This window comes from Streptomyces sp. NPDC033174 (assembly GCF_055577795.1).
Map to the genome: position 1 here is coordinate 829,189 of NZ_JBVIPQ010000001.1, position 21,531 is coordinate 850,719.

The window sequence follows — 21,531 nt, forward strand, 5'->3', positions numbered from 1 at the left end:
GAGCATCCGCAGTGCGGGCACGCGCGCGCGTGGAGGGCGTGAAGCGCCGGGGAGCGCCGGGACGGGCAGGGGTTACCCCGCGTACCGACCCTATCCGGGGCAACCCCGGAGTCAGTTGCGGAGTCACCCCCTCCCTAAACCCGCAAACTTCGTACCCGCCGGTATGGGGCGACTTAGAGTGCGGCAACGGGACCGCTTATCCGCACCATTCGGAGTCGCCCCCATGAACCCTCATCGCAAGATCCGTTCCATACCCGCCGTGAACGCCGGTCTGAGCAGGCCGGTCCAGGGCGGGCTTTCCGTGGCCGTACTCGTTCTCATCCCCGTGCTCGCCATCGGCGGCAGTGACAGCTTCCGCGCCGCGCTCGACTTCACCACCGGCGTGCTGTCCCTGGTGTCGCTGACTGCCTCGGTCGCCTGGGGCCTGATCGCCACCGACCGGCTGCTGCTCTCCACCCGCCACCGGCTGCTCGCCCAGGGCATCCACCGGGCCACCGCCGTGGCGTCGCTCGGATTCCTGCTGCTGCACGCCACGGTCAAGGTGTCGCTCGGTCACGTGGAGCTGCTCGGCGCCCTGATCCCGTTCGGTCTGGGCGTCAGCGGCACCTCCGGGCTCATCGGTTTCGGCTCGCTCGCCGGACTGCTGATGGTGATCGCCGCCTCGACCGGTGCCCTGCGCTCCACCCTGGCGGGCCGCGGCAGTGTCGCCGCGCGCTGGCGGCCGCTGCACATGCTGGCCTACCCGGCGTGGTGCTCCGCGCTGGTCCACGGGCTCTACACGGGCCGCCCCGCCGCCACGTGGGTCGTCGTCATGTACTGCCTGGCGCTCAGCGGCGTCGCCGGGGCCGTCTCGCTGCGTCTGCTGCCGCGTCCGGTCCGCAACCGTCTGGCGGCCCGTCTGCTGGCCCTGATCGGACCCGGCGGGGCCGCCGCACAGCCCGCCGCCGAGGAGCCCCGCCGCGACCCGTCGGCCGCTCCCCTGCCCGGCGGCACCGGCCTCCCCTCCCAGGGCCGGTACGAGGACGACGCGGCCCGCCCGACCGTACGGGCGGAGCCCCTGGACCGCTCCTTCGGACCGGCGCGCACACCCGCGCGCCCGCTCGACCCGCCCTCTCCCCAGCTGTACGAAGCCGCCCCTCCGGTCTCCGCGCGGAGCACGTCCCCCGGTGCGGGGATATCGGCCGGGTACCGCACGGTGTCGTCCCTGGGGAACGTGGGCGGCTCCCCCACCGTCCGCATCTCGCGCGCGGACCGCAGGGACCGTACGGACGAGACCGAGGAGATACCGCTCGCCGAACGCATTCCGATGACCGAGGAGATACCGGTCGTCCAGGACCCGGCGCCGAGGCCCGGCTACTGGCCGACCCCTTCCCCGCCCGCGCCGTCCCCCACGTACGCCCCGTCCCCGTCGTACGCCCCGTCCCCGTCGTACGAGTCATACGAGTCATATGGCCCCTCCCGTGCGTATGAGAGTCCGTCCCCTCCCTACGCACCGACCGACCCAGATCCCGGCCCGCTCAACCGTCCGTCCGCCGGCGAACCCTGGTCCGCACCCGCAGGAGATCGCTCTTGAACGCCCCGCTCCCCGATGTCCCCGAGGTCCGAGTCGTCGGCCTCCCCCAGCTCACCCAGGGCTTCGACCTGGTGGAACGCCTGGACCTGTCCATGCACCTGAAGGTGCACGGACCGCTCGAGCCGATGAGCGGCGAGAACCTCGCCCAGCTCGCCGACGACATATCCCTGCGTGGCCGCGGCGGCGCGGGGTTCCCCTTCGGCCGCAAGCTCCGCGCGGTCGGGCAGGCCGCGATCCGCCGAGGGGTGCGGCCGGTCGTGGTGATCAACGGCAGTGAGGGCGAGCCCGCCTGCCGCAAGGACACCGTGCTGCTGGCCCGGGCGCCGCATCTGATCCTGGACGGCGCCCTGCTGGCCGCCGAGGCGCTGGGCGCCCGCACCCTGATCGTGGCCGTGACCCGCAACTCCACCGAGATCTCCATCCGCGCCGCACTGGCCGAGCGCGGTCTGAGCGACCGGCGCGGACAGCAGCTCCGCGCGCGGGTGGTCCGCACGCCCGAGCGAATGGTGTCCGGCGAGGCGTCCTCGGTGATCCGCGCGGCGGGCGGCGGTCCCGCCCTGCCGGCCGGGCGCCGGGAGCGCGCCTCGGAGTCCGGTGTCGGCGGCGCGCCGACGCTGCTGTCCAACGCCGAGACGTTCGCACAGCTCGCGATCGCGGCCCGGATCGGCCCCCGCCGCTACGGCAACACCGGCCTGGACAGCGAGCCCGGCACGGTCATGCTGACGATCTCCGGGGCGGTGGCGCGCCCGATGGTGGTGGAGGTGCCCACCGGGGTCCCCCTGCGGTACGTGCTCCAGCTGGCGGGCGCCCCGCCGCTGCCTCAGGGCGTCCTCACCGGCGGCTACCACGGCAACTGGATCGACGCGGTGGCCGTCCACAACGCCGTGGTGTCCCGCGAGTCCCTGGCCGCCGTGGGCGGCTCCCTGGGCGCGGGCGCGATCCTCCCGATCGGCCCCGAGACCTGCCCGCTGGGCGAGGCGCTGCGGGTCGCGAACTGGCTGGCGGCCGAGACGGCCGGCCAGTGCGGCCCCTGCAGACTCGGCCTGCCCGCGGCGGCCGGTGGTCTGTCCGACGTCCTGAACGGGGGCGGCCCGGCGGCGCTGGAGGCGCTGCGGGCGGTCACCCAGGCCGTGAAGGGCCGGGGCGCCTGCAAGCACCCCGACGGCTCGGCCCGCTTCTTCGCGTCGACGCTGTCGGCGTTCACGGACGATCTGGCCGCGCATGTGCTGGACGGGGGCTGCGGGCGGGAGACGACCGGTGTGCTGCCGCTTCCCGCGCCCGGCTACCAGGACGCCGAGGAGTCGATCCCGAGCGGCGAGAAGCTGGCCGTGGACTGGACGCTGTGCCAGGGCCACGGACTGTGCGCCGACATCGTGCCGGAGCTGATCCGGCTGGGTCCCGACGGCTATCCGGCGCTCGCCGACGCTTCCGTCCCCATGCATCTGCGCGGGCGTGCGCAGCGCGCGGTGCGCCGCTGTCCCGCGCTGGCGCTCCGTATCGAGCAGGCGCCCCAGGAGCGGCCCGCACTGCCGAGCCCGTCCCGCAAGGCCCTGGGCAGCGGCCGGAGTTGACCAACGAGAAGCGGGCCATCCGATTCGGATGGCCCGCTTCTTGGGATCTTGTGGAGCTAAGGAGAATTGAACTCCTGACCTCCTGCATGCCATGCAGGCGCTCTACCAACTGAGCTATAGCCCCTTGCGTTCCGCCGCCCCGTTGTGGGTTTCCCCCGCGGCGACAGAGAGAACATTACACGGTCCCCCCGGTGCTTCACCAAATCGATTACCGGCCGCCCCGGGGGCTCTGTCGGACCCGGCCGGTAGGGTCCGTCTCCGTGACCGTGTCCGTGATCGTCAAGTCCCGCGTCCGCCAGTGGCCCCTCGCCTCGGCTGCCGCGGCCTGCCTGTTCTCGTTCGCCGCCTTCTGGCTGGCGCAGCGTGCCGCGCATGTCACCAACCTCGACCTGATGGTCTACCGGGCCGAGGGCATGACCGTGCGGGCCGGCGGAGACCTGTATGCGATGCGCGCCACATCGGCGAACCTCGCCATGACCTACCCGCCGTTCGCCGCGCTGCTGTTCACGCCGCTCACCCTGGTCGGTGTCCCGGAGATGCGCGTCCTCGCCGCGGCGGGAAACCTGCTGCTGGTGGTCGCGCTGGTCCATCTCTCGCTGCGTCTGGTCGGTCGCGACCGGCCCGGGACGACGCTGTGGGTGGCGGCGCTCGTCGTCTGGTGCGAGCCGGTGTGGACGACGCTGCGGTACGGGCAGATCAATCTGCTGATCGCGGTCGCCGTGCTGTGGGACCTCACCCGCCGCGACTCGAACCGCTGGGCCGGTGTCGGCATCGGCCTCGCCACTGCGGTGAAGCTCACACCGGGACTGTTCGCGCTGTACCTGCTGATCGTCGGGCTGATACAGCTGCGGCGCGGCTCCGGGTGGAACCCCTCGCTGCGGCGCTTCGCCGTGGCTTGCGCGACCTTCGTCGGCGCGACGGCGGCGAGCGCGGTCCTCCTGCCCCACGACTCGCGCCGCTTCTGGACCGGGACACTGTTCGAGACGGGCCGGGTGGGCTTCGCGGAGGAGACCGCGAATCAGTCACTGCGGGGCGTACTGGCCCGGCTTCTGCACTCCGACGATCCGGGCATGTGGTGGGCGGTCGTCGCCGCGGTCTTCGCCCTCGCCGGGCTCGCGGTGGCCGTGGTGGCGGCGCTGCGGGAGGACCGGGCGGTGGCCGTGGTGGCGGTCGCGACGACGGCCCTGATGATCAGCCCGATCTCCTGGTCGCACCACTGGGTGTGGTGCGTGCCGGTGCTGGTGCTGCTCGCCCACCGGGTCCGGCCGGTGTGGACGGGGGCCATGGCGCTGGCCTTCTGTTCCTTCGCCCTGTGGTGGGTGCCGCACGACCCGGGCCGGCCCGAACTGGACCAGAACGCCGGACAGATGCTGCTCTCCGGGGTATACCCGCTGGTGGCGACGGCGCTGATGGCGGCGCTGGGTCACGCGCTGTGGCGCGACAGGACCGGGCAGCCCGCTCAGGCCGTGGCGAAGGAGTAGAAGCGCTTGAGCGTGCAGTGCTCGTCGAGTAGCCGTCCGTAGATCGGCTCCCCTTCGAGTTCCCGGTAGGTCTCGATGGGGTCGCCTTTTATGATCAGCGCCCGCGCGCACTCCTCGCACCAGTACTGGTACTCGGGATTGACCGGATCCATGTCACGGACGATCGGCGTACCACTGCCGCACCAGTCGCATTTCCTCCTGTGTGCACCCATCACTCAGCTCCAGCTGTGGCCGCAGGCCGTGCACACATAGGACACTCCGCCGTTGTCGCCCAGTACTTGGGCGACATGGGCCGAACCGCACGAGGGGCAGCTGAGGCGAGCAAGGACCTCCGCCGCGGCGAGCAGGGCATCGGCCCCCTCGAAACTGCCAGCGGCCATCGCACACTCCCTCCCGTCCGGACCGTCGTCCCCCTCCGGCCGTCCGATTCTGCCATGGCCACGCAAGGGGGTCAGCGGAGTCGGCGCACCATACCGGCCACCGCGCCCAAGATCGACGCGGCGGACATTGCCAGGGCGCACGCCCAGAGCGCGTCGGCGGACACGTGCGCCCCGGGCGCATGGAGACGGTTCAGGAAGAGTGTGCCGAACGTCGCCACGCCGATGAGCTGGCCGACCTGGGTCACGCTGGCGAGCAGGCCGCTCGCGTCGGCCGCGTCCTCCTGCCGTACGGCCGCGAGCGCCCCGGTCAGTACGGGGCTGAAGGCGAGCGCGAGCCCGCACCCCACCCCCGCGAAGGCCGCGTAGAGCCAGGGACCGCCGTCCCCGCCGTCCCGCAGGAGCCTGCCGACGGCGGCGGCCGCGATCGCGGTGAGCAGGAATCCGCCGGGGACCATGGCGGGCTGCCAGGCCGCCGGCCAGCGCCGCCAGGTCAGCCCCACCGCGCCGAAGATCACGGCGGTGGGCGCGAACGTGAGCCCTGCCCGCATCGCGCTGTGGCCGAGTCCGCCCTGGACGTGAAGGGTGAGGGTGAAGAGGAAGCCCGCGTTGACGGCCATCGACAAGCCGATCCTGACGACCGCCCGGCCCATGCCGGGGATGCGCAGCACACGGGGCGCGATGAGGGGCGCGCCGCCGTTGCGCGCGAGCCGGGACTCGTAGACGCAGAAGCCCGCGAAGAGGACGGCGGAGGCGCCCAGCGACAGCCAGGACCAGGCCGGCCAGTCCTGCTCCTGTCCGAGGACCAGCGGGACGGTGAAGAGCGACACGGCCCCGGCCAGCAGCACGAGGCCGAGCAGGTCGAGCGGGCGGGCGCGCTCCGGTTCGCCGCGGCGGTCGCGGGGCAGGACCCGCGTGCCGAGGACGAGCAGCGCCACACCGAGGGGGACGTTCACCAGGAAGACCGGCCGCCAGCTCATGCCGAACAGATCGGCGCTGACCAGGACGCCTCCCGCGACCTGCCCGGCCGCGGCTCCGGTCGCGAGGACGGCGGAGTACGCGCCGAGCGCCCGCACCCGGCCCTCTCCGGTGAAGTTCCGCTGGATCAGGCTGAGGACCTGCGGGATCATCAGCGCCGCGCCGGCGCCCTGCACGAGCCGGAAGGCGATCAACTGGCCGGTTCCCGCGGCCAGTCCACAGGCGAGCGACGCGGCGGTGAAGGCGGCGAGACCGCCGAGGTACATCCTGCGGTGGCCGAGCAGATCGCCGAGGCGTGCTCCGGTGATCAGCAGCACGGCGTACGCGATGGTGTATCCGGCGATGACCAACTGGAGTCCCGCGCCGGAGGCGTTGAGCTCGGTACGGATCGTGGGGGCGGCGACGTTGACGATGAAGACGTCGAGCAGCGCCATGAACTGCGCGGCCAGCACGACCGCGAGGAGGAGCCGGGGCCGGTTGTCAGTGCCGGGGTCTTTACTGAGTACGGGTCGTGTGGTGGTCGTCGTCATGGCGTTGAGCCTGGCGCCGATCCGATACGGGTAACGAGAGCCCGCTGATGCTGGTACTGGCAGCACCTGGCAACGGCGGGACAGGGCCTCGACCATGGGGGGTATGACCGCAGTGGCAGTACCGACACGGCAGCGACGACGGCCGGAACTGGCCGCCTTTCTGCGCAATCGCCGCGCCCGCGTGACACCCGAGGACGTCGGCATGGCTCCCGGCCTGCGCCGCCGCACGCCCGGGCTGCGCCGGGAGGAGGTCGCCCAGCTCTCCGGGGTCGGGGTGACCTGGTACACCTGGCTGGAGCAGGGCCGCCCGATCAACGCCTCGGCGCAGGTGCTGGACGCGGTCGCGCGAACGCTCCGCCTGGACCGGCCGGAGCGGGAGCACCTCTACCACCTGGCGGGGGTGGCCTACGCCCCCGACCGTTCGGCCGACGTGCAGACCGTCAGCCCGGAGATCCAGGGCATCATCGACGCCCTGGACCCGCATCCGGCCGTGGTCTACAACGCGCGGTACGACATCCTGGCGACCAACGCCGCCTACCGTGCCCTGTTCGAGCTGCCGGGGCGTGCGCGATTCGGCATACGCAACGTGCTGTGGACGCTGTTCACCTCACCCGAGCCCGACTGCCCGCTGGCGCACCGGGAGTTGGAGCTGCCGCTGATGGTCGCGCAGCTGCGCGGCTCGTACGGACGGCATGTGGGCGAGCCGGCCTGGGAGTCGTTCGTCCAGCGGCTCTGCGAGGCCAGCCCCTACTTCGCCCGGCTGTGGCGCAGCGGCGACGTGGCGCCGCAGGGGCCCCGGGTGAAGACCTTCCGGCACATGGACGTGGGCGAGATACGGATGACGTCCGTGTCGCTGTCGGTCAATGGGATGCCGGAGTGCCGGATCGTGGCGTACACGCCGAACGACGAGGAGAGCCGGCAGTCGCTCGCGAGGCTGCGCGCGACGCCACGGACAGGCGGGGCTCCGGGGGAACGCACGGATCCCGCCCCCTGATGGGGACGGGATCCGGGATTGTGGAGCTAAGGAGAATTGAACTCCTGACCTCCTGCATGCCATGCAGGCGCTCTACCAACTGAGCTATAGCCCCTCGTGTTCTTCGCGCTCCGCGCTGCGAACAAGAAGAACTTTAGCCTGTGACCTGCCGGAAAGTGAAATCCGGGTCAGTCGTCGTCGCCGAGGACCGGTTCGGGCAGCGTGCCGGCGTTGTGCTCGAGGAGACGCCAGCCGCGGGCGCCCTCACCGAGCACCGACCAGCAGCAGTTGGAGAGCCCGCCCAGGCTCTCCCAGCTGCGCGAATCCAGGCCGAGGAGCCGGCCGATGGTAGTGCGGATGGTGCCGCCGTGGCTGACCACGACGAGCGTGCCGTCCTCGGGGAGCTTCTCGGCGTGCCGCAGCACGACGGGTGCGGCCCGGTCGGCGACCTCGGTCTCCAGCTCGCCGCCACCCCGGCGCACGGGCTCCCCGCGCTTCCAGGCGGCGTACTGCTCGCCGTACCGCTCCACGATCTCGTTGTGGGTCAGCCCCTGCCAGGCGCCGGCGTAGGTCTCGCGCAGAGCGGCGTCGTGGGTGACCGAGTGCCCGGTGATGGCGGCCAGCTCGCCCGCCGTCGACGCGGCCCGCTTGAGGTCGGAGGCGATGATGCCGTCCGGCTTCATCGCGGCGAGCAGCCGGGCGGACCGGCGCGCCTGGGCGACGCCGGTCTCGGTCAGCTCGATGTCCGTGGAGCCCTGGAAGCGGCGCTCCAGGTTCCAGGAAGTCTGGCCGTGCCTCCAGAGGACGATCCGGCGGCCCGTGCCGCCCTTGGTGCCGTTCAGCTCAGCTCACCGTCCGCGGCGCCGGTGAGCTGGGCGTGCTCCTCGGCCTTGCCCCGGGTCTTCAGGGCGTCCTCGGGGAGCGGAAGCTCGGGGCAGTCCTTCCAGAGCCGCTCCAGGGCGTAGAAGACCCGCTCCTCGCTGTGCTGGACGTGGACGACGATGTCGACGTAGTCCAGGAGGATCCAGCGGGCGTCGCGGTCGCCCTCGCGGCGCACGGGCTTGGCGCCGAGCTCCTTGTTGAGCCGCTCCTCGATCTCGTCGACGATCGACTTGACCTGGCGGTCGTTGGGCGCGGAGGCGAGCAGGAAGGCGTCGGTGATCGACAGCACATCACTGACGTCGTACGCGATGATGTCGTGCGCGAGCCGGTCTGCGGCCGCCTGAGCGGCGGCGTTGACGAGCTCGATGGAGCGATCCGTGGCGGTCACAAGCAGGCTTTCGTCGGTGGTCAGAGACTTCAAGGGTCTCACGGACCACCGACCGCACGGCAAACCCTTAGTCGTCCTGCGCTCCGGCCTTCCCCTTGATCTTGAAGTTCTTGCCCAGGACGACCGTGACATCGGCGTTCGCGGCCGCCTTGCCCTGCTTCACCGCGCCGGCCGGGAGCCCGAGCGTCTTGGCCACCTCGTCGGCCTTCGCCTTCTGCTCCGGGGCACCGTAGATGACCTGCGAGGACGACTCCGTGTCGGCCTTTCCGCCGTCGATGAAGGCATAGCCGCCGTTGACCAGGACGATCCGGGCCGCTTCCGTGGCGTCCGCGTTTCCGGTGCCGTTCCTGACGCCGACCCGGACGGCCGCGCCCTGCTCGGGCGGGCTGACCTTGCCGCCGAGGATGTCCTTGACCACACTCTCGCTCGCCTCGTCGGAGAGCGTGCCGTCCTGCTGGACCGGGAGCAGCGCCGTCTTGTAGTCGCCGCCCTTGGCGTGCTGGGCGAGCTTCGCGAGCGAGGCGCCGAGGTCCTTCTCGGGCAGGGACGGGTCGAGGATCTGCGCCAGCGTCTCGACCGTGAGCGTCGCGCTCTTGGGATCGTCGGACATCTTCCGCAGGACGCCGTACATGACCTGGCCGAACCGCTGGAGCTGTTTGGCCTCGGCCTCTCCCGGCCCGCGGTAGGTGGCGTAGGCGACGGCGGCGGGGCCATTGAGGGTCTGGTTCTCGCCCTTCTTCACCAGAGGCTCGGCGCCGGCCTTGGCACCGGGCACGTCGGTGTCGGTGGTGAGGTCGATGGTGCCGACGAGCTCCACCAGGTTCTCCAGGAACGGCGTGTCCAGCCGCCAGGTGCCGGTGATCTTCGTCCCGAGGAGGGAGCCGACCGCCTCCCGGGTGCCGGAGGAGCCGTCGTCCTCGACGGACTTGCCCAGCGTGGTCGTGGTGCCGTCGTCGTTGGCGACGGCGAGCGAGTTGGGCAGCAGCACGGTCGTGCCCTGCTTGGTGGTGTTGTTGTCGACCAGCAGCGCGGTGGAGGTGCCGCCCATCTTGGTGTTGTGCAGATGGATGACGATCACATCGCGCTTCTGGGGACCGGACGCCGTACCGCTCTTCTCCTGCGGTCCGGCGAGGCCCGGCAGCTTGCCCGCGGACCAGAGGTAGCCCACGCCGCCCACGACGGCGAGCGCCAGCACGACGATCAGCGCGACGACCCGGTTGCGGCCGCGCCGCTTGGCCTCCTCGCGCCGTTCCGAGCGGCTCTCGGTGAACTTGAGCCAGTCGATGACGTCCTCGGAGTCCTCGTCGGGCTCCTCGATGAACGAGAACTGCTCGGTCCGGTAGGCGCGGTCCTCGTCGGGCTCCGGGCGCCGCTGGCCGGGCACGGCGGACATCGGGACCTCGGGTGAGGCCCCGGGCGGCTGCTGCGGCTCGCGTTGGTCGGGGCGGCCGGGGTGGTCGGGGTGGTGCTGCGGCGGAACGTTCCACTGCTGGGTGGTGTCGACGGCCGCCTGCTGCTGCCCGGTGTCGTAACCGGGGCCCTGGCCGCCGTAGCCGTAGCCTTGCTGCGCGCCGCCGTACGGGTCGTACGACGGCTGCTGGGAATGGCTGCCCTGCGCGCCCTGCCCGTAGGGGTCGTAGGCGGGGTCGTAGCCGTAGCCCTGCTGCTGGGGCTGCTGCCCCTGCGAGGGGTACTGCTGCTGCGCGTACGGGTCGTACTGCGCCGGCTGCTCGGGCTGCTCGTACACCGGCTGCCCGTACGCGTCGTAGCCGATGATCCGCGGCTGCGGCTGGTACGGGTCGTACGGGTGCTGCTGGTCGTTCACCGGTGCCCCTCTCCGTGGCTCACTCGCCGCGGTACAACTGGCGCTTGTCGATGTAGCGCACCACACCGTCCGGCACCAGGTACCAGACGGGATCGCCCTGCGCGACCCTCGCCCGGCAGTCGGTGGAGGAGATCGCCAGCGCGGGCACCTCGACCAGGGAGACGCCGCCCTCGGGCAGACCGTCGTCCGTCAGGTCGTGACCGGGCCGGGTGACCCCGATGAAGTGCGACAGCGCGAACAGCTCCTCGGCGTCCCGCCAAGTGAGGATCTGCGCGAGCGCGTCGGCGCCCGTGATGAAGAAGAGATCCGCGTCGCTGTTGAGCGAGCGCAGCTCCCGCAGGGTGTCGATGGTGTACGTCGGCCCCTGACGGTCGATGTCGATACGACTGACCGAGAACTGGGGGTTGGACGCCGTGGCGATGACCGTCATCAGATAGCGGTCCTCCGCCGGAGACACCACCTTGTGGGTCTTCTGCCACGGCTGCCCGGTCGGCACGAACACCACCTCGTCGAGGTGGAACAGGGCGGCCACCTCGCTGGCGGCCACCAGGTGTCCGTGGTGGATCGGGTCGAACGTCCCGCCCATCACACCGAGTCGGCGTTTGCCCGGACCAGTAGGCACTTCCTGCTCTCCCATGCGTGCAGAGCCTACTGGCACGGCGGCAGCACCCTGTCCCGGCGGTCGCCGGATCAGCGGTCGCGGTTGAAGCGGGTGGTGATCCACAGCAGCAGGAGCAGTGCGAAGAGGGCGCCGCCACCGGTGAGGTACGGGCTGAGGCTTTCGTGGTTGCCGCCGTGCTCGGCGCCCTCGGCGAGCGTGACCAGGCTGGCGGCGGTGCTGGGGAGACTCATCTTCAGCAGTACCTATCGATCGGGGGTGGGAGCGGAGACTTCGCGAACATCGTATGCGGGCGGTCCGGGCACGCTCACGCCGACTCAGTCGTTGGGGTTCTCAGTCGCGATATCCGCGTGCGGCAGGAATCGGCCGAGTCCCGACTTGTCCACAGGGTCCGCGTTGTCCACAGGCCCCGGCACGTCATGGGCCCAGCACCTAGGCTGGGAGCCGTCAGGGGGACGGGCCGAGGTCTCGTAGAAAGCAGGGGGCATCCATGACCGACAGCAGCCACGAGAAGGTGCCGAGCAGGCAGCGCAAGCGCTTCCCGGGTATTTCCTCCCGGGCGTACGAGCATCCCGCGGACCGTTCCGCGCTGGTCGCCCTGCGCCGGCTCAGCGGCTTCGACACCGTCTTCAAGGCGCTCAGCGGGCTGCTTCCGGAGCGCAGTCTGCGTCTGCTCTTCCTCTCCGACTCGGTGCGGGTGAGCGACGCGCAGTTCGCGCATCTCAACACCATGCTGCGGGACGCCTGTTACATCCTGGACCTGGAGAAGGTCCCTCCGATGTACGTCACGCAGGACCCGCAGCCCAACGCCATGTGCATCGGTCTCGACGAGCCGATCATCGTCGTCACCACCGGTCTGGTGGAGCTGCTCGACGAGGAGGAGATGCGGGCGGTCGTGGGCCACGAGGTGGGCCATGCCCTTTCGGGCCACTCGGTCTACCGCACGGTGCTGCTCTTCCTCACCAGCCTTGCCCTGAAGATCGCCTGGATTCCGCTGGGCAATGTCGCGATCATGGCGATCGTGACCGCGCTGCGGGAGTGGTTCCGCAAGTCGGAGCTGTCCGCCGACCGGGCCGGGCTGCTGGTGGGCCAGGATCTTCAGGCGTCGATGCGCGGCCTGATGAAGATCGCGGGCGGCAACCATCTGCACGAGATGAACGTGGACGCGTTCCTCGCCCAGGCCGAGGAGTACGAGTCCGGCGGCGACCTGCGCGATTCGGTGCTGAAGATTCTGAACGTTCTGCCCCGCTCGCACCCCTTCACGACCGTGCGCGCGGCCGAGCTGAAGAAGTGGTCCGAGAGCCGCGACCACCAGCGGATCATGGACGGCCACTACCCGCGGCGCGAGGACGACAAGGACGCCTCGGTGAGCGACTCCTTCCGCGAGTCGGCGGCGCACTACGCCGACTCGGTGCGGGGCAGCAAGGATCCGCTGATGAAGCTCGTGGGCGACATAGCGGGCGGCGCGGGGGACCTGGGCGGGAAGCTGCGCGACAAGTTCACCGGCGGGGGCTCCGGCGGCGGCGCCAAGGACGGCGGTCGGGACGAGGGCTGAGAGCCGGCGGTCAGGGCGAGGGCTGAGAGCTCGGTGCCAGAACTCCGCAGAGGGAGGCGGCGTCCCGGCCCGTGGCATACGGGTCGGTGCCCGCGGGGCCGCCTCCGCTCGCCTGACGGCCGGCGAGCAGCGGACGCAGGGCGCCGGAGGTGTCGGCGGCCGAGCAGTCCTGCGGCCCCGCCTGGACAACGCTGGTCACCAGCTCGACCCGGTGCATCTGCAGGTCTTCGCGGTCGAAGCGGAAGTGCAGCTCACGGCGGACGGTGAACAGCGAGGCCTCGGTGGGAGGGCCTTCGCCGGCCGGGCGTACCGCGTAGGTGAAGGTGTGGTCCGAGGTCACATCGAGGACGTCCGGCTCCGTCTCGGCGAACCGGAGCGCGCCCTGCACCCTCGGGGCGGTGTCGGCCAGGGTCACCTTGTCGGGGTCGAAGCGCACAAGCCAGCCGCTGGTCGCGTGCTGCCCGTCGTCCGACGGGGAGGCGACGCTCCGGTCGAACTGCTCCAGCTGGTCCGGGTCGAGGAGGAGACGGACGGGCCGGTCCGTGGCGCCGGTCAGGACGTCGGGGTCGAGGGACGACCTCGCCAGATAGTCCTTGGCGATCGTCAGCGCGGTCGTCACCTGGCCCTCGGAGAAGTGCGCGGTGCGCTGGGCGGACGGGAGGTTGATGCCGGCGGCCCCGGATCGGTACTGGGCCGCGGGGCTGTGCGCGTAGAGCTCCTCGGGCGTGCCTCCCGGTACCTTTCCCCGGGGCTCCAGGGGGACCACGGTGACCCGCAGGGGTTCGGCGCGCTGGTCCGCCGGGGGCAGATAGGGATTGCGTACGCCGAGATAGATGGCGGTTCCGAAGGCCAGGATGATCAGGAGGACCAGCAGGATTCCCTGTCTCGCTCCGCTTCTCGGCCGCCAGGCGGGGCGGCTTCGGACGGCGCGGGCGTGCTCGCCCATCCGCTCCTGCGCGGAGAACTCCTGGAGCCGGGCAGCACGGACGAACGACTCGTCGAAGACGACGGATCGGTACTCGTCCTCACCACCGCCGGGGAGCCCTTCGGGGGTCCCCTCAGGCGGGTCGCCACTCCCTGCCATACCTTCAGGGTAGGTCTGCGGGGACCTCGGTAAACGCTGGGGAGAACGCCAAGTTCCGCGACTTCGGCCGGGGCCCGTCTGCGGGGCCCGGTCAGGGGCCGGGGCGGGGCGCGAGTGAGGCCGGCGGGGCCGAGTACTCGGCGGAGGCGGAGGGGCGCGCGGCCCTCGGCGGGGTGGCGCTGGGGGTGTCGATTCCGGTCGTCGCCGGGGCCGGGACCTGGTCCTGACTGTTGCCTGAGGCGCCCCGGTAGACGGCGGTGAAGGCGAGCGCGACCATCCCGACGCCCATCACCAGAGCCAGCACCCAGGCGACCGGACGGTGCCAGCGGGCGCTGCCGCGGTAGGGGCGCAGGGCGCCGCCGTGGCGGCCGTAGGGCCCGGAGTCGTCGTACTCGTCGAAGTCGTCGGGCAGGACACCCTCGCCGTAGCCGTGCTCGCGGGCGTAGCCGTCGGGGCCGTAGAGGTCTTCGAACAGCTCGTCCTCGCCCGCTCCGCCGCCGGCTCTGGCCCGGGCGGCCTCCGCCTCGGCGCGGGCCTGGGCGGCGGCGAGCAGCCGTTCGACGGCGGTCGGCTCATGGATCTCGGCGGCCCGGACGAAGTCCTCGTCGAACACCACGGAGGCGAACTCGTCGGCGCCACCGCGGTCGTCGTCGGGCTCCCAGCCGTCCGGGAACGGCCTGCCCCCCACGTCGTCCGGCACGAATTCAGGGTAGCCCTGGGCGAGCGGTTTGGGCAGGGAGAACGGGCAAGAGGGCGAGCTTCACCGCCCGCTGCCCGCTGCGCGGCGCTACTGGGCGTTACTCCCCGCCCTCGTTCCTCACCGGGTGTGGCCGTCGCCGGTGACGATGTACTTCGTCGACGTCAGCTCGGGCAGGCCCATGGGCCCGCGGGCGTGCAGCTTCTGCGTGGAGATGCCGATCTCGGCGCCGAAGCCGAACTGGCCACCGTCCGTGAAGCGCGTGGACGCGTTCACGGCGACCGTGGTCGAGTCGACCAACTGGGTGAAGCGGCGGGCGGCGGCCTGCGAGGTGGTGACGATCGCCTCGGTGTGCCCGGAGGACCAGCGCCGGATGTGCGCGACGGCGGCGTCCAGCGAGTCGACGACGGCCGCGGCGATGTCGTACGAGAGGTACTCGGTCTCCCAGTCCTCCTCCACCGCCGCCACCACGGTCGCCTTGGAGCCCTCGGCGTACGGCAGCACCCGCTCGTCCGCGTGGACGGTCACGCCCGCGGCGGCGAGCGCGTCCAGGGCCTTCGGCAGGAACTCGGCGGCGATGTCCTGGTGGACCAGGAGGGTCTCCGCGGCGTTGCAGACGGACGGCCGCTGCGCCTTGGAGTTGATCAGGATGTCGACGGCCATGTCGAGGTCGGTCCGCGCGTCCACGTAGACGTGGCAGTTGCCGGTGCCGGTCTCGATGACGGGGACGGTGGACTCCTCGACGACCGTGCGGATCAGGGAGGCTCCGCCGCGCGGGATGAGGACGTCCACGAGACCGCGGGCCCGCATCAGTTCCTTCACGGAGTCGCGGGACTCGCCCGGCACCAGCTGGACGGCGTCGGCGGGCAGACCGGTCGAGGCGACCGCGTCGCGCAGCACGGCGACGAGGGCGGTGTTCGAGGAGTACGCGGAGGAGGAACCGCGCAGCAGGACGGCGTTGCCGGACTTCAGGCAGAGGGCGGCGGCGTCCACGGTCACATTGGGGCGGGCTTCGTAGATGATGCCGACGACACCGAGGGGCACCCGGATCTGTCGCAGGTCGATCCCGTTGGGCAGGGTCGAGCCGCGCACGACCTCGCCGACCGGGTCGGGCAGCGCGGCCACGTCCCGGACGTCGGCGGCGATGGCCCGGACCCGCTCGGGGGTGAGCGTGAGCCGGTCGATGATGGACTCACTGGTGCCGGCCTCGCGGGCACGCGTGACGTCCTCGGCGTTGGCTTCGACGATCTCGGCCGTCCGGGCTTCGAGGGCGTCGGCGATCGCCAGCAGCGCCTCGTCCTTGGCCGCGCGCGGCAGGGGCGCGATGTCGGCGGCGGCGGCGCGGGCCCGGTGCGCCGCCTGGGCGACCGGGGAGAGAGTGTCGGAGGACGTCTGCGAGGTCATGCTCGCAGGGTAATGCCGTCGGCGCGGGTACCCCGCACGTATCCCGTACGTATCCCGCACTCCGAGACAGAACCCGCCCCAAGGGCCACAAGGCGCCTCAGAAGGGATGGACACCCACCGGGGCCGCCGGTGGTGGTCCGTAACCCTCGGCGATCCTCTGGTGGTAGGTCTCGCGGTCGATGACCTCCAGGCCGACGATCTCCCAGGGCGGCAGCTTCGCGCTCTGCCGGTGCTCGCCCCACAGGCGCAGGGCCACGGCGGCCGCGTCGTGCAGGTCGCGGGCCTCTTCCCAGTAGCGGATCTCCGCGTGATCATTGGCGTAGCGGCTGGTCAGCAGGAAGGGATGGTCGTGGGCGAGCTGTTCGAGGCCGCGTCTGACGTCCTTCAGCGGGGCTTCGGGGCCCGAGGCGCTGAGGGTGATGTGCCAGAGCTTCGACACCGGGCGTTCCTCGCCGCGGGTGCGGGCCGTCCGGCCCGTACTGGGATGGCTGCTGCGGTCCGCCTCCCGGTCCTCGTCGACGGCGTCGAAGTCGACCCCGGCTTCGACACTGGTCAGGGCACGTTCGGCCGTCCCTCGGGGCAGAGCCCCCGGGCGCGCTCGTCTCACCGGCGGCCTCCTGTTTGATGCGTTGGTGCTGTACCCAGGGCTGTACCCCGCCTTGCCCCCGAGACAAAGTTGACCAGCCCGCGACCGGACTTGGGGCGGTTTTGGGGAAGGTCTCTACCGGATGGCCGGACTTTCAGCCGTTTCAGCTCCGCACTCAGGGCCGGACGACGACGAGATCGTCCCTGTGTACGACCTCTCTCTCATATGCCGGACCGAGCTCCTTGGCGAGGTCGCGCGTCGAGCGGCCGAGGAGCTGGGGGATCTCCTTGGCGTCGAAGTTGACCAGGCCCCGGGCGACGGGCCGGCCGTGGGCGTCCCGGAGTTCCACCGGGTCGCCGGCGACGAAGTCTCCCTCGACCGCCGCGATGCCGGCCGGGAGCAGCGACTTCTTCCCCTCGACCACGGCACGTACGGCCCCGTCGTCCAGGATCAGCGCGCCCTGCGGGGTGGAGGCGTGGGCGAGCCACAGGAGCCGGTCGGCGGAGCGGCGGCCGGTGCGGTGGAAGTACGTCCCGGTGTCGCGGCCGGCCAGGGCATCGGCGGCGCGGCTGGCCGAGGTGAGGACGACCGGGGTTCCGGCGGCCGCGGCGATGCGCGCCGCCTCGACCTTGGTGACCATTCCGCCGGTCCCGACGCCCGCCTTGCCCGCGCTTCCGATCTCGACATGTGAGATGTCCTCGGGCCGGGTCACCTCGGCGATGCGGGACGTGCCGGGCTTGGACGGGTCGCCGTCGTAGAGGCCGTCGACGTCGGAGAGGAGGACCAGCAGATCGGCGCGGACGAGATGGGCCACCAGGGCCGCGAGGCGGTCGTTGTCGCCGAAGCGGATCTCGTCGGTCGCCACGGTGTCGTTCTCGTTGACGACCGGGACGGCGCCCATCTCGATCAGCTGGTCGAGGGTCCGGTAGGCGTTGCGGTAGTGGGCACGGCGGCTGGTGTCGTCGGTGGTGAGCAGCACCTGGCCGACCCTGACGCCGTAGCGCGCGAAGGAGGCGGTGTAGCGGGCGACGAGCAGTCCCTGGCCGACGCTGGCCGCGGCCTGCTGGCGGGCCAGGTCCTTGGGACGGCGGGCGAGCCCGAGCGGTGCGAGACCGGCGGCGATGGCGCCGGAGGAGACCAGCACGATCTCCTTCTCGCCGCCGCTGCGGACCTTGGCGAGTACGTCCACGAGGGCGTCGACACGATCGGCGTCGAGGCCGCCCGACGCGGTGGTCAGGGAGGACGAACCGACCTTGACGACGATCCTGCGGGCTTCCGTCACGTACTGCCTTGCCACTGTCACATGGGCGAATCTATCCAAGGGGCGACGGACGGCGCTCGTCCATTTCAGTCGCTGGACAGGCCCGCGACCGATCCGGCGAGGTCAACACAGAGCGACGAAAGTCGTAAACCTTCCTCTCGAATCGGGTCGATTCAGGTGAACTTCACGGCGGCGGCGGGGAGTCGGCCACGATGGCTCGTTTGGCTCCTTGTCCGGTCCCGCCCTCGTCCCCGTGGAGCACCCGTGTCAACTGTCCGACGTTCTGTCCGGCACGCCCGCGCGACCGCCCGCCGGCTGGGTCCGCTGGCGGCACTGGGCGCCGCCTTCGCGGGGCAGGTCGCCGGTGCCGTACGGCCGGACGCCGTAGTGCTCGCCGTGTCCACCGCAGCCGGGCTCGCCCTGGAAGTACTGATCCACCGCCGTCACCGGGGGCTGAGCCGGGTCCTGTCGAAGGCGCGGGCGGATGTGCCCGTCCGGCATCTGCTGCGGGACCTGCTGCTGGTGGCGGGGCTGATGAATCTGGAACGGTACGGTCCAGGGCTGCTCTATCTACCGCTCTGCTACGGCCTGTTGCTCTGCTACGCCCTGCACTTCGCGTGCCAGGGAGCGTCCGCCAAGGTGCGCCGGACCCGGACGCTCCCGGTCCTGACCCGGAACATCGACGCCTCGGCGCTGCGGCTGTCCACCGCACCGCCCGCGCTGCTGACCCGCCATCCCGGCGCACGACTGCTGGCCTGCGGGCTGCCCGCGACGGCCGGTCTGGTGGCGGCGGCGCTGACCGGCGCCGGGGTCTGGGCCGGGGCGGGCGTCGTGGTCTCGGTGCTGCTGGCCGGAACGGGATTCGCGGTGCTGGTGGTCCGGCTGCTGCCGGGAAGGCGTCCGGCGGGCGAGGCGGAGGTACTGGCCTGGTTCGACCGCTGGCTGGCGGAGTACCGCCCGACGGTCGGGATGTACTTCTCCGGCGGGACCAGCTCCGCCTACCAGGCGAACATGTGGCTGGAACCGCTCGCCGCGCTCGGCGGGCGCCCGGTGATCGTCTTGCGTGAGCGGTTCATGATGCAGAAGATCGGCGCGACCGACATCCCGGTGATCTGCGTGCCGAAGGTCGCGCATCTGATGCGGCTCGAACAGTCCACGCTCGGGGTGCTGATCCACCCGGCGAACTCAGGCAAGACCTCGCAGGTGCTGCGGATTCCCAGCATCAAGCACGCCTTCGTCAACCACGGCGAGAGCGACAAGCTCTCCAGCTGCAATCCGTACGCCAAGGCCTACGACGAGGTGTGGGTGGCCGGGCCCGCCGCGCGCGAGCGGTACGCCCTGGCGGAGGTCGGTGTCGACGACCGGGACGTGGTGGAGATCGGCCGTCCGCAGCTGGCTCCGGTGCTGCCGTACGCGGGCCCGCCGGTGGGCCGGTTCCTGACGGTGCTGTACGCCCCCACGTGGGAGGGGTGGACGGACGACCCGGGCAACACCTCGGTGATCCTGGCCGGCGAGAACCTGGTGCGCGCGCTGCTCGCCGATCCGGGCGTGCGGCTGCTGTACAAGCCGCATCCCATGACGGGCTCGGTGGATCCACGGGCCGAGGCGGCGAACGCGCGGATCAAGCAGCTGGTGCGGGTGGCGGCGCAGCGGCGGCAGCATGGGGCGGACGCCGGTGGCGGCGCGTCGCCCGAGCCGTCCGCGGAGGAGCTGGCGCGGACCACTGATGAGGTGTTCCCGTCCCGGGCCGACGGGGTGGAGCGGATGCTCCGGCAGGGAGCCCCGGCGCCTGGGCGGGCGGCCGATGTGGCGCGCGCGACCGCGGCCTGGGAGGACGCGTACTGGGCGTCGCTGGCGCCGGGCGAGCACCGGGTCGTGAGCGGGGCCCGGCCCGGCCTGTACTCCTGCTTCAACCAGGCCGACCTGCTGATCAGCGATGTGTCGTCGGTCGTCTGCGACTTCCTGGCGAGCGGGAAACCGTACGCGGTGGCCAACACGGGCGGACTGCCGGAGCACGAGTTCCGGGCGGTCTTCCCGACCGTCCGGGCGGCGACGGTCCTCACGCCGGACGGGCGGGGCGTGCCGGCGCTTCTGGAGACGGTCCGCGACCCGGCCAAGGACGCGCTGCGGGACGTGCGGGCGGAACTCAAGGAGCAGCTCCTCGGCCCGGCGGACCCGCCGTCGCCGGTGCGGTTCGCGGCGGCCGTGGAGAACCTGCGGGCCAAGGCGGCGCACCGCAACCGCACGCCGGTCCCGTCGCCGAGGCCCGCGGCGCAGTCGCCGAGCCCGCGGATGGGCTGAGCCAAGGGATCTGGGAGAGGAGGGGCGGGGAGCACCGAAAGGCGGCGCTCCCCTCCGCTCGCGTACTCCGCCGCGCTACGCGGCGCCCTGACGGCGGCCCGGGCGCAGGCGCCCGAGACGCCCCCGGATCTCGCGGCGTATGCGGCGCAGCACCCGCCCGGCGAGGCGGCGGGCCCGGACGACGGGTCCGTGGGCGGGGGCGTCGAAGACTTCGTACGCCTCGTCCGGCAGCCCCGAGGCCTTGTCGCGGAAGTGCGGATACGCCAGGAAGACACGGCCCCGTGAGCGCACCTGCTCGGGGGCCTCGCCCTGCTTCAGGAACGCGGTCACGTCCTTGAGCTCCGCCACCCGGCCCTCGGCGACGCAGGTGAGCCGCAGCCGGTCGGCCGGCTTCACCCGCCGGGCCAGGCTCGGCGTCCAGTACGCCTTCATCAGCGGGGCGGCCAGCTCCAGCTTGTGGCGCATGACGTCGTCGGGGTACGTCAGCACGCCGAGACCGAACTGCGGAAGGAGGGTGGTGAGGAACGGACGCACCATCAGAAGGTCGCGGCGCTCCCCCGGCGGCACATGGGCGGCGATGAGCTCCATCAGCGCTTTCGCAGAGTGGAAGCGCGACTCGTAACCGACGCTCCTGGTCAGGTGTTTGCCGTCGTCGCGGCCGACCAGGTAGTAGCAGGGGTAGTCGGCGACCACCGAGACACCGGCGCCTCGCAGGTACGCCTCCATGGTGAACAGCGCGTCCTCGCCGGTCCGCATCGACTCGTCGAACCGCATGCCGTGCCGGACGAGGAGCGAGCGCCGGAACAACTTCTGCGCACTGAGCGTGTACTTGACGTTGGAGGTGTAGATGTCGGCGCGCTCGACCGTCCGCTTCCACATCGACTTGGCGGCATCGCGGTTGACGCCCACGACCTTGCCGAGGATGACATCGGTACCGGCCCGGTCGCCCATCTGGACCATGCGCTGCAGCGCGTCCTCGCCGAAGTAGTCGTCGGCGTCGAGGAAGTAGACATAGCGGCCGCGGGCCATCTCCAGGCCCTTGTTGCGCGGCCCGCCGGGGCCACCGGAGTTGGCCTGCCGCACCACCCGGGTGGGTACGGCGCTGCGCGCGGCGAACTCCTCCAGATACTCCCCCGTGCCGTCCGTCGAGCCGTCGTCGACGGCGACGATCTCGATGCGTTCGGCGCCGAGTGTCTGCGTCTCCACGGACTCCAGGCACTTCACCAGATAGGGCATCGCTTCGTACGCCCCGACGATCACGCTGACGTCGGGGGTGCTGACATCGCGCGGGGAGGTCTCAGTCATCGGTACCTAGCTACTACGGCCGTAAGGGAAAGGGACGTTCGCCATCGTGACCCTGGAGTGTGACACGCGCGTATCGGCAAACACAAAGACCCGTAGGCGACCCTCTTTCGAAGGTGCGTACGGGTCATGTGCGCGGGCTTT

Annotated in this window: 20 protein-coding genes and 2 tRNA genes; 6 read left to right on the forward strand and 16 right to left on the reverse strand. The window is 71.5% G+C overall.

What is annotated here, in order from left to right; translation table 11 throughout:
• Positions 1-223: 223 nt before the first annotated feature.
• Both ACZ5VC_RS03875 and ACZ5VC_RS03880 read left to right on the forward strand, forming a co-directional pair.
• Positions 224-1,573, forward strand: a complete 1,350-nt coding sequence (locus ACZ5VC_RS03875) for a hypothetical protein (RefSeq protein ID WP_469118496.1) — start codon at positions 224-226, stop codon at positions 1,571-1,573.
• On the forward strand, positions 1,570-3,144 hold the full coding sequence (locus tag ACZ5VC_RS03880; RefSeq protein ID WP_469118497.1) for an NADH-ubiquinone oxidoreductase-F iron-sulfur binding region domain-containing protein: 1,575 nt from the start codon (positions 1,570-1,572) through the stop codon (positions 3,142-3,144). Before ACZ5VC_RS03875 ends, ACZ5VC_RS03880 begins: the two co-directional genes overlap by 4 nt.
• A 51-nt stretch (positions 3,145-3,195) precedes the next feature.
• On the opposite strand, the gene ACZ5VC_RS03885 is transcribed toward ACZ5VC_RS03880, so the two are convergent.
• Positions 3,196-3,268 (reverse strand) — tRNA-Ala (locus ACZ5VC_RS03885).
• 136 nt (positions 3,269-3,404) lie between these two features.
• On the opposite strand from ACZ5VC_RS03885, the gene ACZ5VC_RS03890 reads away from it, so the two are divergent.
• Positions 3,405-4,625 carry a glycosyltransferase 87 family protein gene (locus ACZ5VC_RS03890; RefSeq protein WP_469118498.1) on the forward strand — a complete coding sequence of 407 codons (1,221 nt, stop codon included), beginning with the start codon at positions 3,405-3,407 and terminating at the stop codon, positions 4,623-4,625.
• Here the strand turns inward: ACZ5VC_RS03890 and ACZ5VC_RS03895 are convergent.
• The 3 genes from ACZ5VC_RS03895 to ACZ5VC_RS03905 form a co-directional block, all read right to left on the reverse strand.
• The gene (locus tag ACZ5VC_RS03895) at positions 4,604-4,837 is read right to left on the reverse strand and encodes a hypothetical protein (RefSeq protein ID WP_026277450.1); all 234 of its coding nucleotides are present in this window, start codon (positions 4,835-4,837) and stop codon (positions 4,604-4,606) included. The two genes, ACZ5VC_RS03890 and ACZ5VC_RS03895, sit on opposite strands and share 22 nt — an antisense overlap.
• Before the next feature lie 3 nt (positions 4,838-4,840).
• On the reverse strand, positions 4,841-5,005 hold the full coding sequence (locus ACZ5VC_RS03900; RefSeq protein ID WP_468705836.1) for a hypothetical protein: 165 nt from the start codon (positions 5,003-5,005) through the stop codon (positions 4,841-4,843).
• Positions 5,006-5,076: 71 nt separating this feature from the next.
• Positions 5,077-6,510: an MFS transporter gene (locus ACZ5VC_RS03905; protein WP_469118499.1), complete on the reverse strand. Its 1,434-nt coding sequence runs from the start codon at positions 6,508-6,510 to the stop codon at positions 5,077-5,079.
• A gap of 103 nt (positions 6,511-6,613) precedes the next feature.
• Between ACZ5VC_RS03905 and ACZ5VC_RS03910 the strand changes: the two genes are divergently transcribed.
• Positions 6,614-7,504: a helix-turn-helix transcriptional regulator gene (locus tag ACZ5VC_RS03910; RefSeq protein WP_469118500.1), complete on the forward strand. Its 891-nt coding sequence runs from the start codon at positions 6,614-6,616 to the stop codon at positions 7,502-7,504.
• A gap of 21 nt (positions 7,505-7,525) precedes the next feature.
• Here ACZ5VC_RS03910 and ACZ5VC_RS03915 read toward each other — a convergent pair.
• The 6 genes from ACZ5VC_RS03915 to ACZ5VC_RS03940 form a co-directional block, all read right to left on the reverse strand.
• A tRNA-Ala gene (locus tag ACZ5VC_RS03915) sits at positions 7,526-7,598 on the reverse strand.
• A 73-nt stretch (positions 7,599-7,671) separates the two neighbouring features.
• Positions 7,672-8,325: a histidine phosphatase family protein gene (locus ACZ5VC_RS03920; RefSeq protein ID WP_469118928.1), complete on the reverse strand. Its 654-nt coding sequence runs from the start codon at positions 8,323-8,325 to the stop codon at positions 7,672-7,674.
• Complete coding sequence (gene rsfS, locus ACZ5VC_RS03925) at positions 8,322-8,753, reverse strand: ribosome silencing factor (protein ID WP_468705843.1); 432 nt, start codon at positions 8,751-8,753, stop codon at positions 8,322-8,324. The genes ACZ5VC_RS03920 and rsfS overlap by 4 nt, the downstream gene beginning before the upstream one ends.
• 67 nt (positions 8,754-8,820) lie before the next feature.
• Positions 8,821-10,578, reverse strand: a complete 1,758-nt coding sequence (locus ACZ5VC_RS03930; protein WP_469118501.1) for an LCP family protein — start codon at positions 10,576-10,578, stop codon at positions 8,821-8,823.
• A gap of 19 nt (positions 10,579-10,597) precedes the next feature.
• Positions 10,598-11,215: a nicotinate-nucleotide adenylyltransferase gene (nadD, locus tag ACZ5VC_RS03935; RefSeq protein WP_469118502.1), complete on the reverse strand. Its 618-nt coding sequence runs from the start codon at positions 11,213-11,215 to the stop codon at positions 10,598-10,600.
• A gap of 53 nt (positions 11,216-11,268) precedes the next feature.
• Positions 11,269-11,430, reverse strand: a complete 162-nt coding sequence (locus ACZ5VC_RS03940) for a hypothetical protein (protein WP_468705849.1) — start codon at positions 11,428-11,430, stop codon at positions 11,269-11,271.
• Between the two features lie 257 nt (positions 11,431-11,687).
• Here ACZ5VC_RS03940 and ACZ5VC_RS03945 point away from each other — a divergent pair, with 257 nt between their 5' ends.
• Positions 11,688-12,752 (forward strand): M48 family metallopeptidase, encoded by a 1,065-nt coding sequence (locus tag ACZ5VC_RS03945; protein WP_469118503.1) that lies wholly within the window; start codon positions 11,688-11,690, stop codon positions 12,750-12,752.
• A 10-nt stretch (positions 12,753-12,762) separates the two neighbouring features.
• Here the strand turns inward: ACZ5VC_RS03945 and ACZ5VC_RS03950 are convergent, their stop codons facing one another.
• The 5 genes from ACZ5VC_RS03950 to proB all read right to left on the reverse strand — a co-directional run bounded on the left by ACZ5VC_RS03950 (position 12,763) and on the right by proB (position 17,805).
• Entirely contained in the window at positions 12,763-13,836 is a 1,074-nt protein-coding gene (locus tag ACZ5VC_RS03950; RefSeq protein ID WP_469118504.1) for an SCO2583 family membrane protein, read from the reverse strand.
• A 91-nt stretch (positions 13,837-13,927) separates the two neighbouring features.
• Positions 13,928-14,536, reverse strand: a complete 609-nt coding sequence (locus ACZ5VC_RS03955; RefSeq protein ID WP_469118505.1) for an SCO2584 family spore wall biosynthesis protein — start codon at positions 14,534-14,536, stop codon at positions 13,928-13,930.
• Between the two features lie 117 nt (positions 14,537-14,653).
• A complete protein-coding gene (locus tag ACZ5VC_RS03960; RefSeq protein ID WP_469118506.1) occupies positions 14,654-15,937 on the reverse strand; it encodes a glutamate-5-semialdehyde dehydrogenase in 1,284 nt (427 codons plus the stop codon).
• Positions 15,938-16,034: 97 nt separating this feature from the next.
• The gene (locus ACZ5VC_RS03965; protein ID WP_468705859.1) at positions 16,035-16,544 is read right to left on the reverse strand and encodes a hypothetical protein; all 510 of its coding nucleotides are present in this window, start codon (positions 16,542-16,544) and stop codon (positions 16,035-16,037) included.
• 154 nt (positions 16,545-16,698) lie between these two features.
• Complete coding sequence (gene proB, locus ACZ5VC_RS03970) at positions 16,699-17,805, reverse strand: glutamate 5-kinase (protein WP_469118929.1); 1,107 nt, start codon at positions 17,803-17,805, stop codon at positions 16,699-16,701.
• A gap of 243 nt (positions 17,806-18,048) precedes the next feature.
• Between proB and ACZ5VC_RS03975 the strand changes: the two genes are divergently transcribed.
• A complete protein-coding gene (locus ACZ5VC_RS03975; RefSeq protein ID WP_469118507.1) occupies positions 18,049-20,085 on the forward strand; it encodes a hypothetical protein in 2,037 nt (678 codons plus the stop codon).
• A gap of 75 nt (positions 20,086-20,160) precedes the next feature.
• On the opposite strand, the gene ACZ5VC_RS03980 is transcribed toward ACZ5VC_RS03975, so the two are convergent.
• The gene (locus ACZ5VC_RS03980) at positions 20,161-21,390 is read right to left on the reverse strand and encodes a glycosyltransferase family 2 protein (protein WP_469118508.1); all 1,230 of its coding nucleotides are present in this window, start codon (positions 21,388-21,390) and stop codon (positions 20,161-20,163) included.
• Between the last annotated feature and the right edge of the window lie 141 nt (positions 21,391-21,531).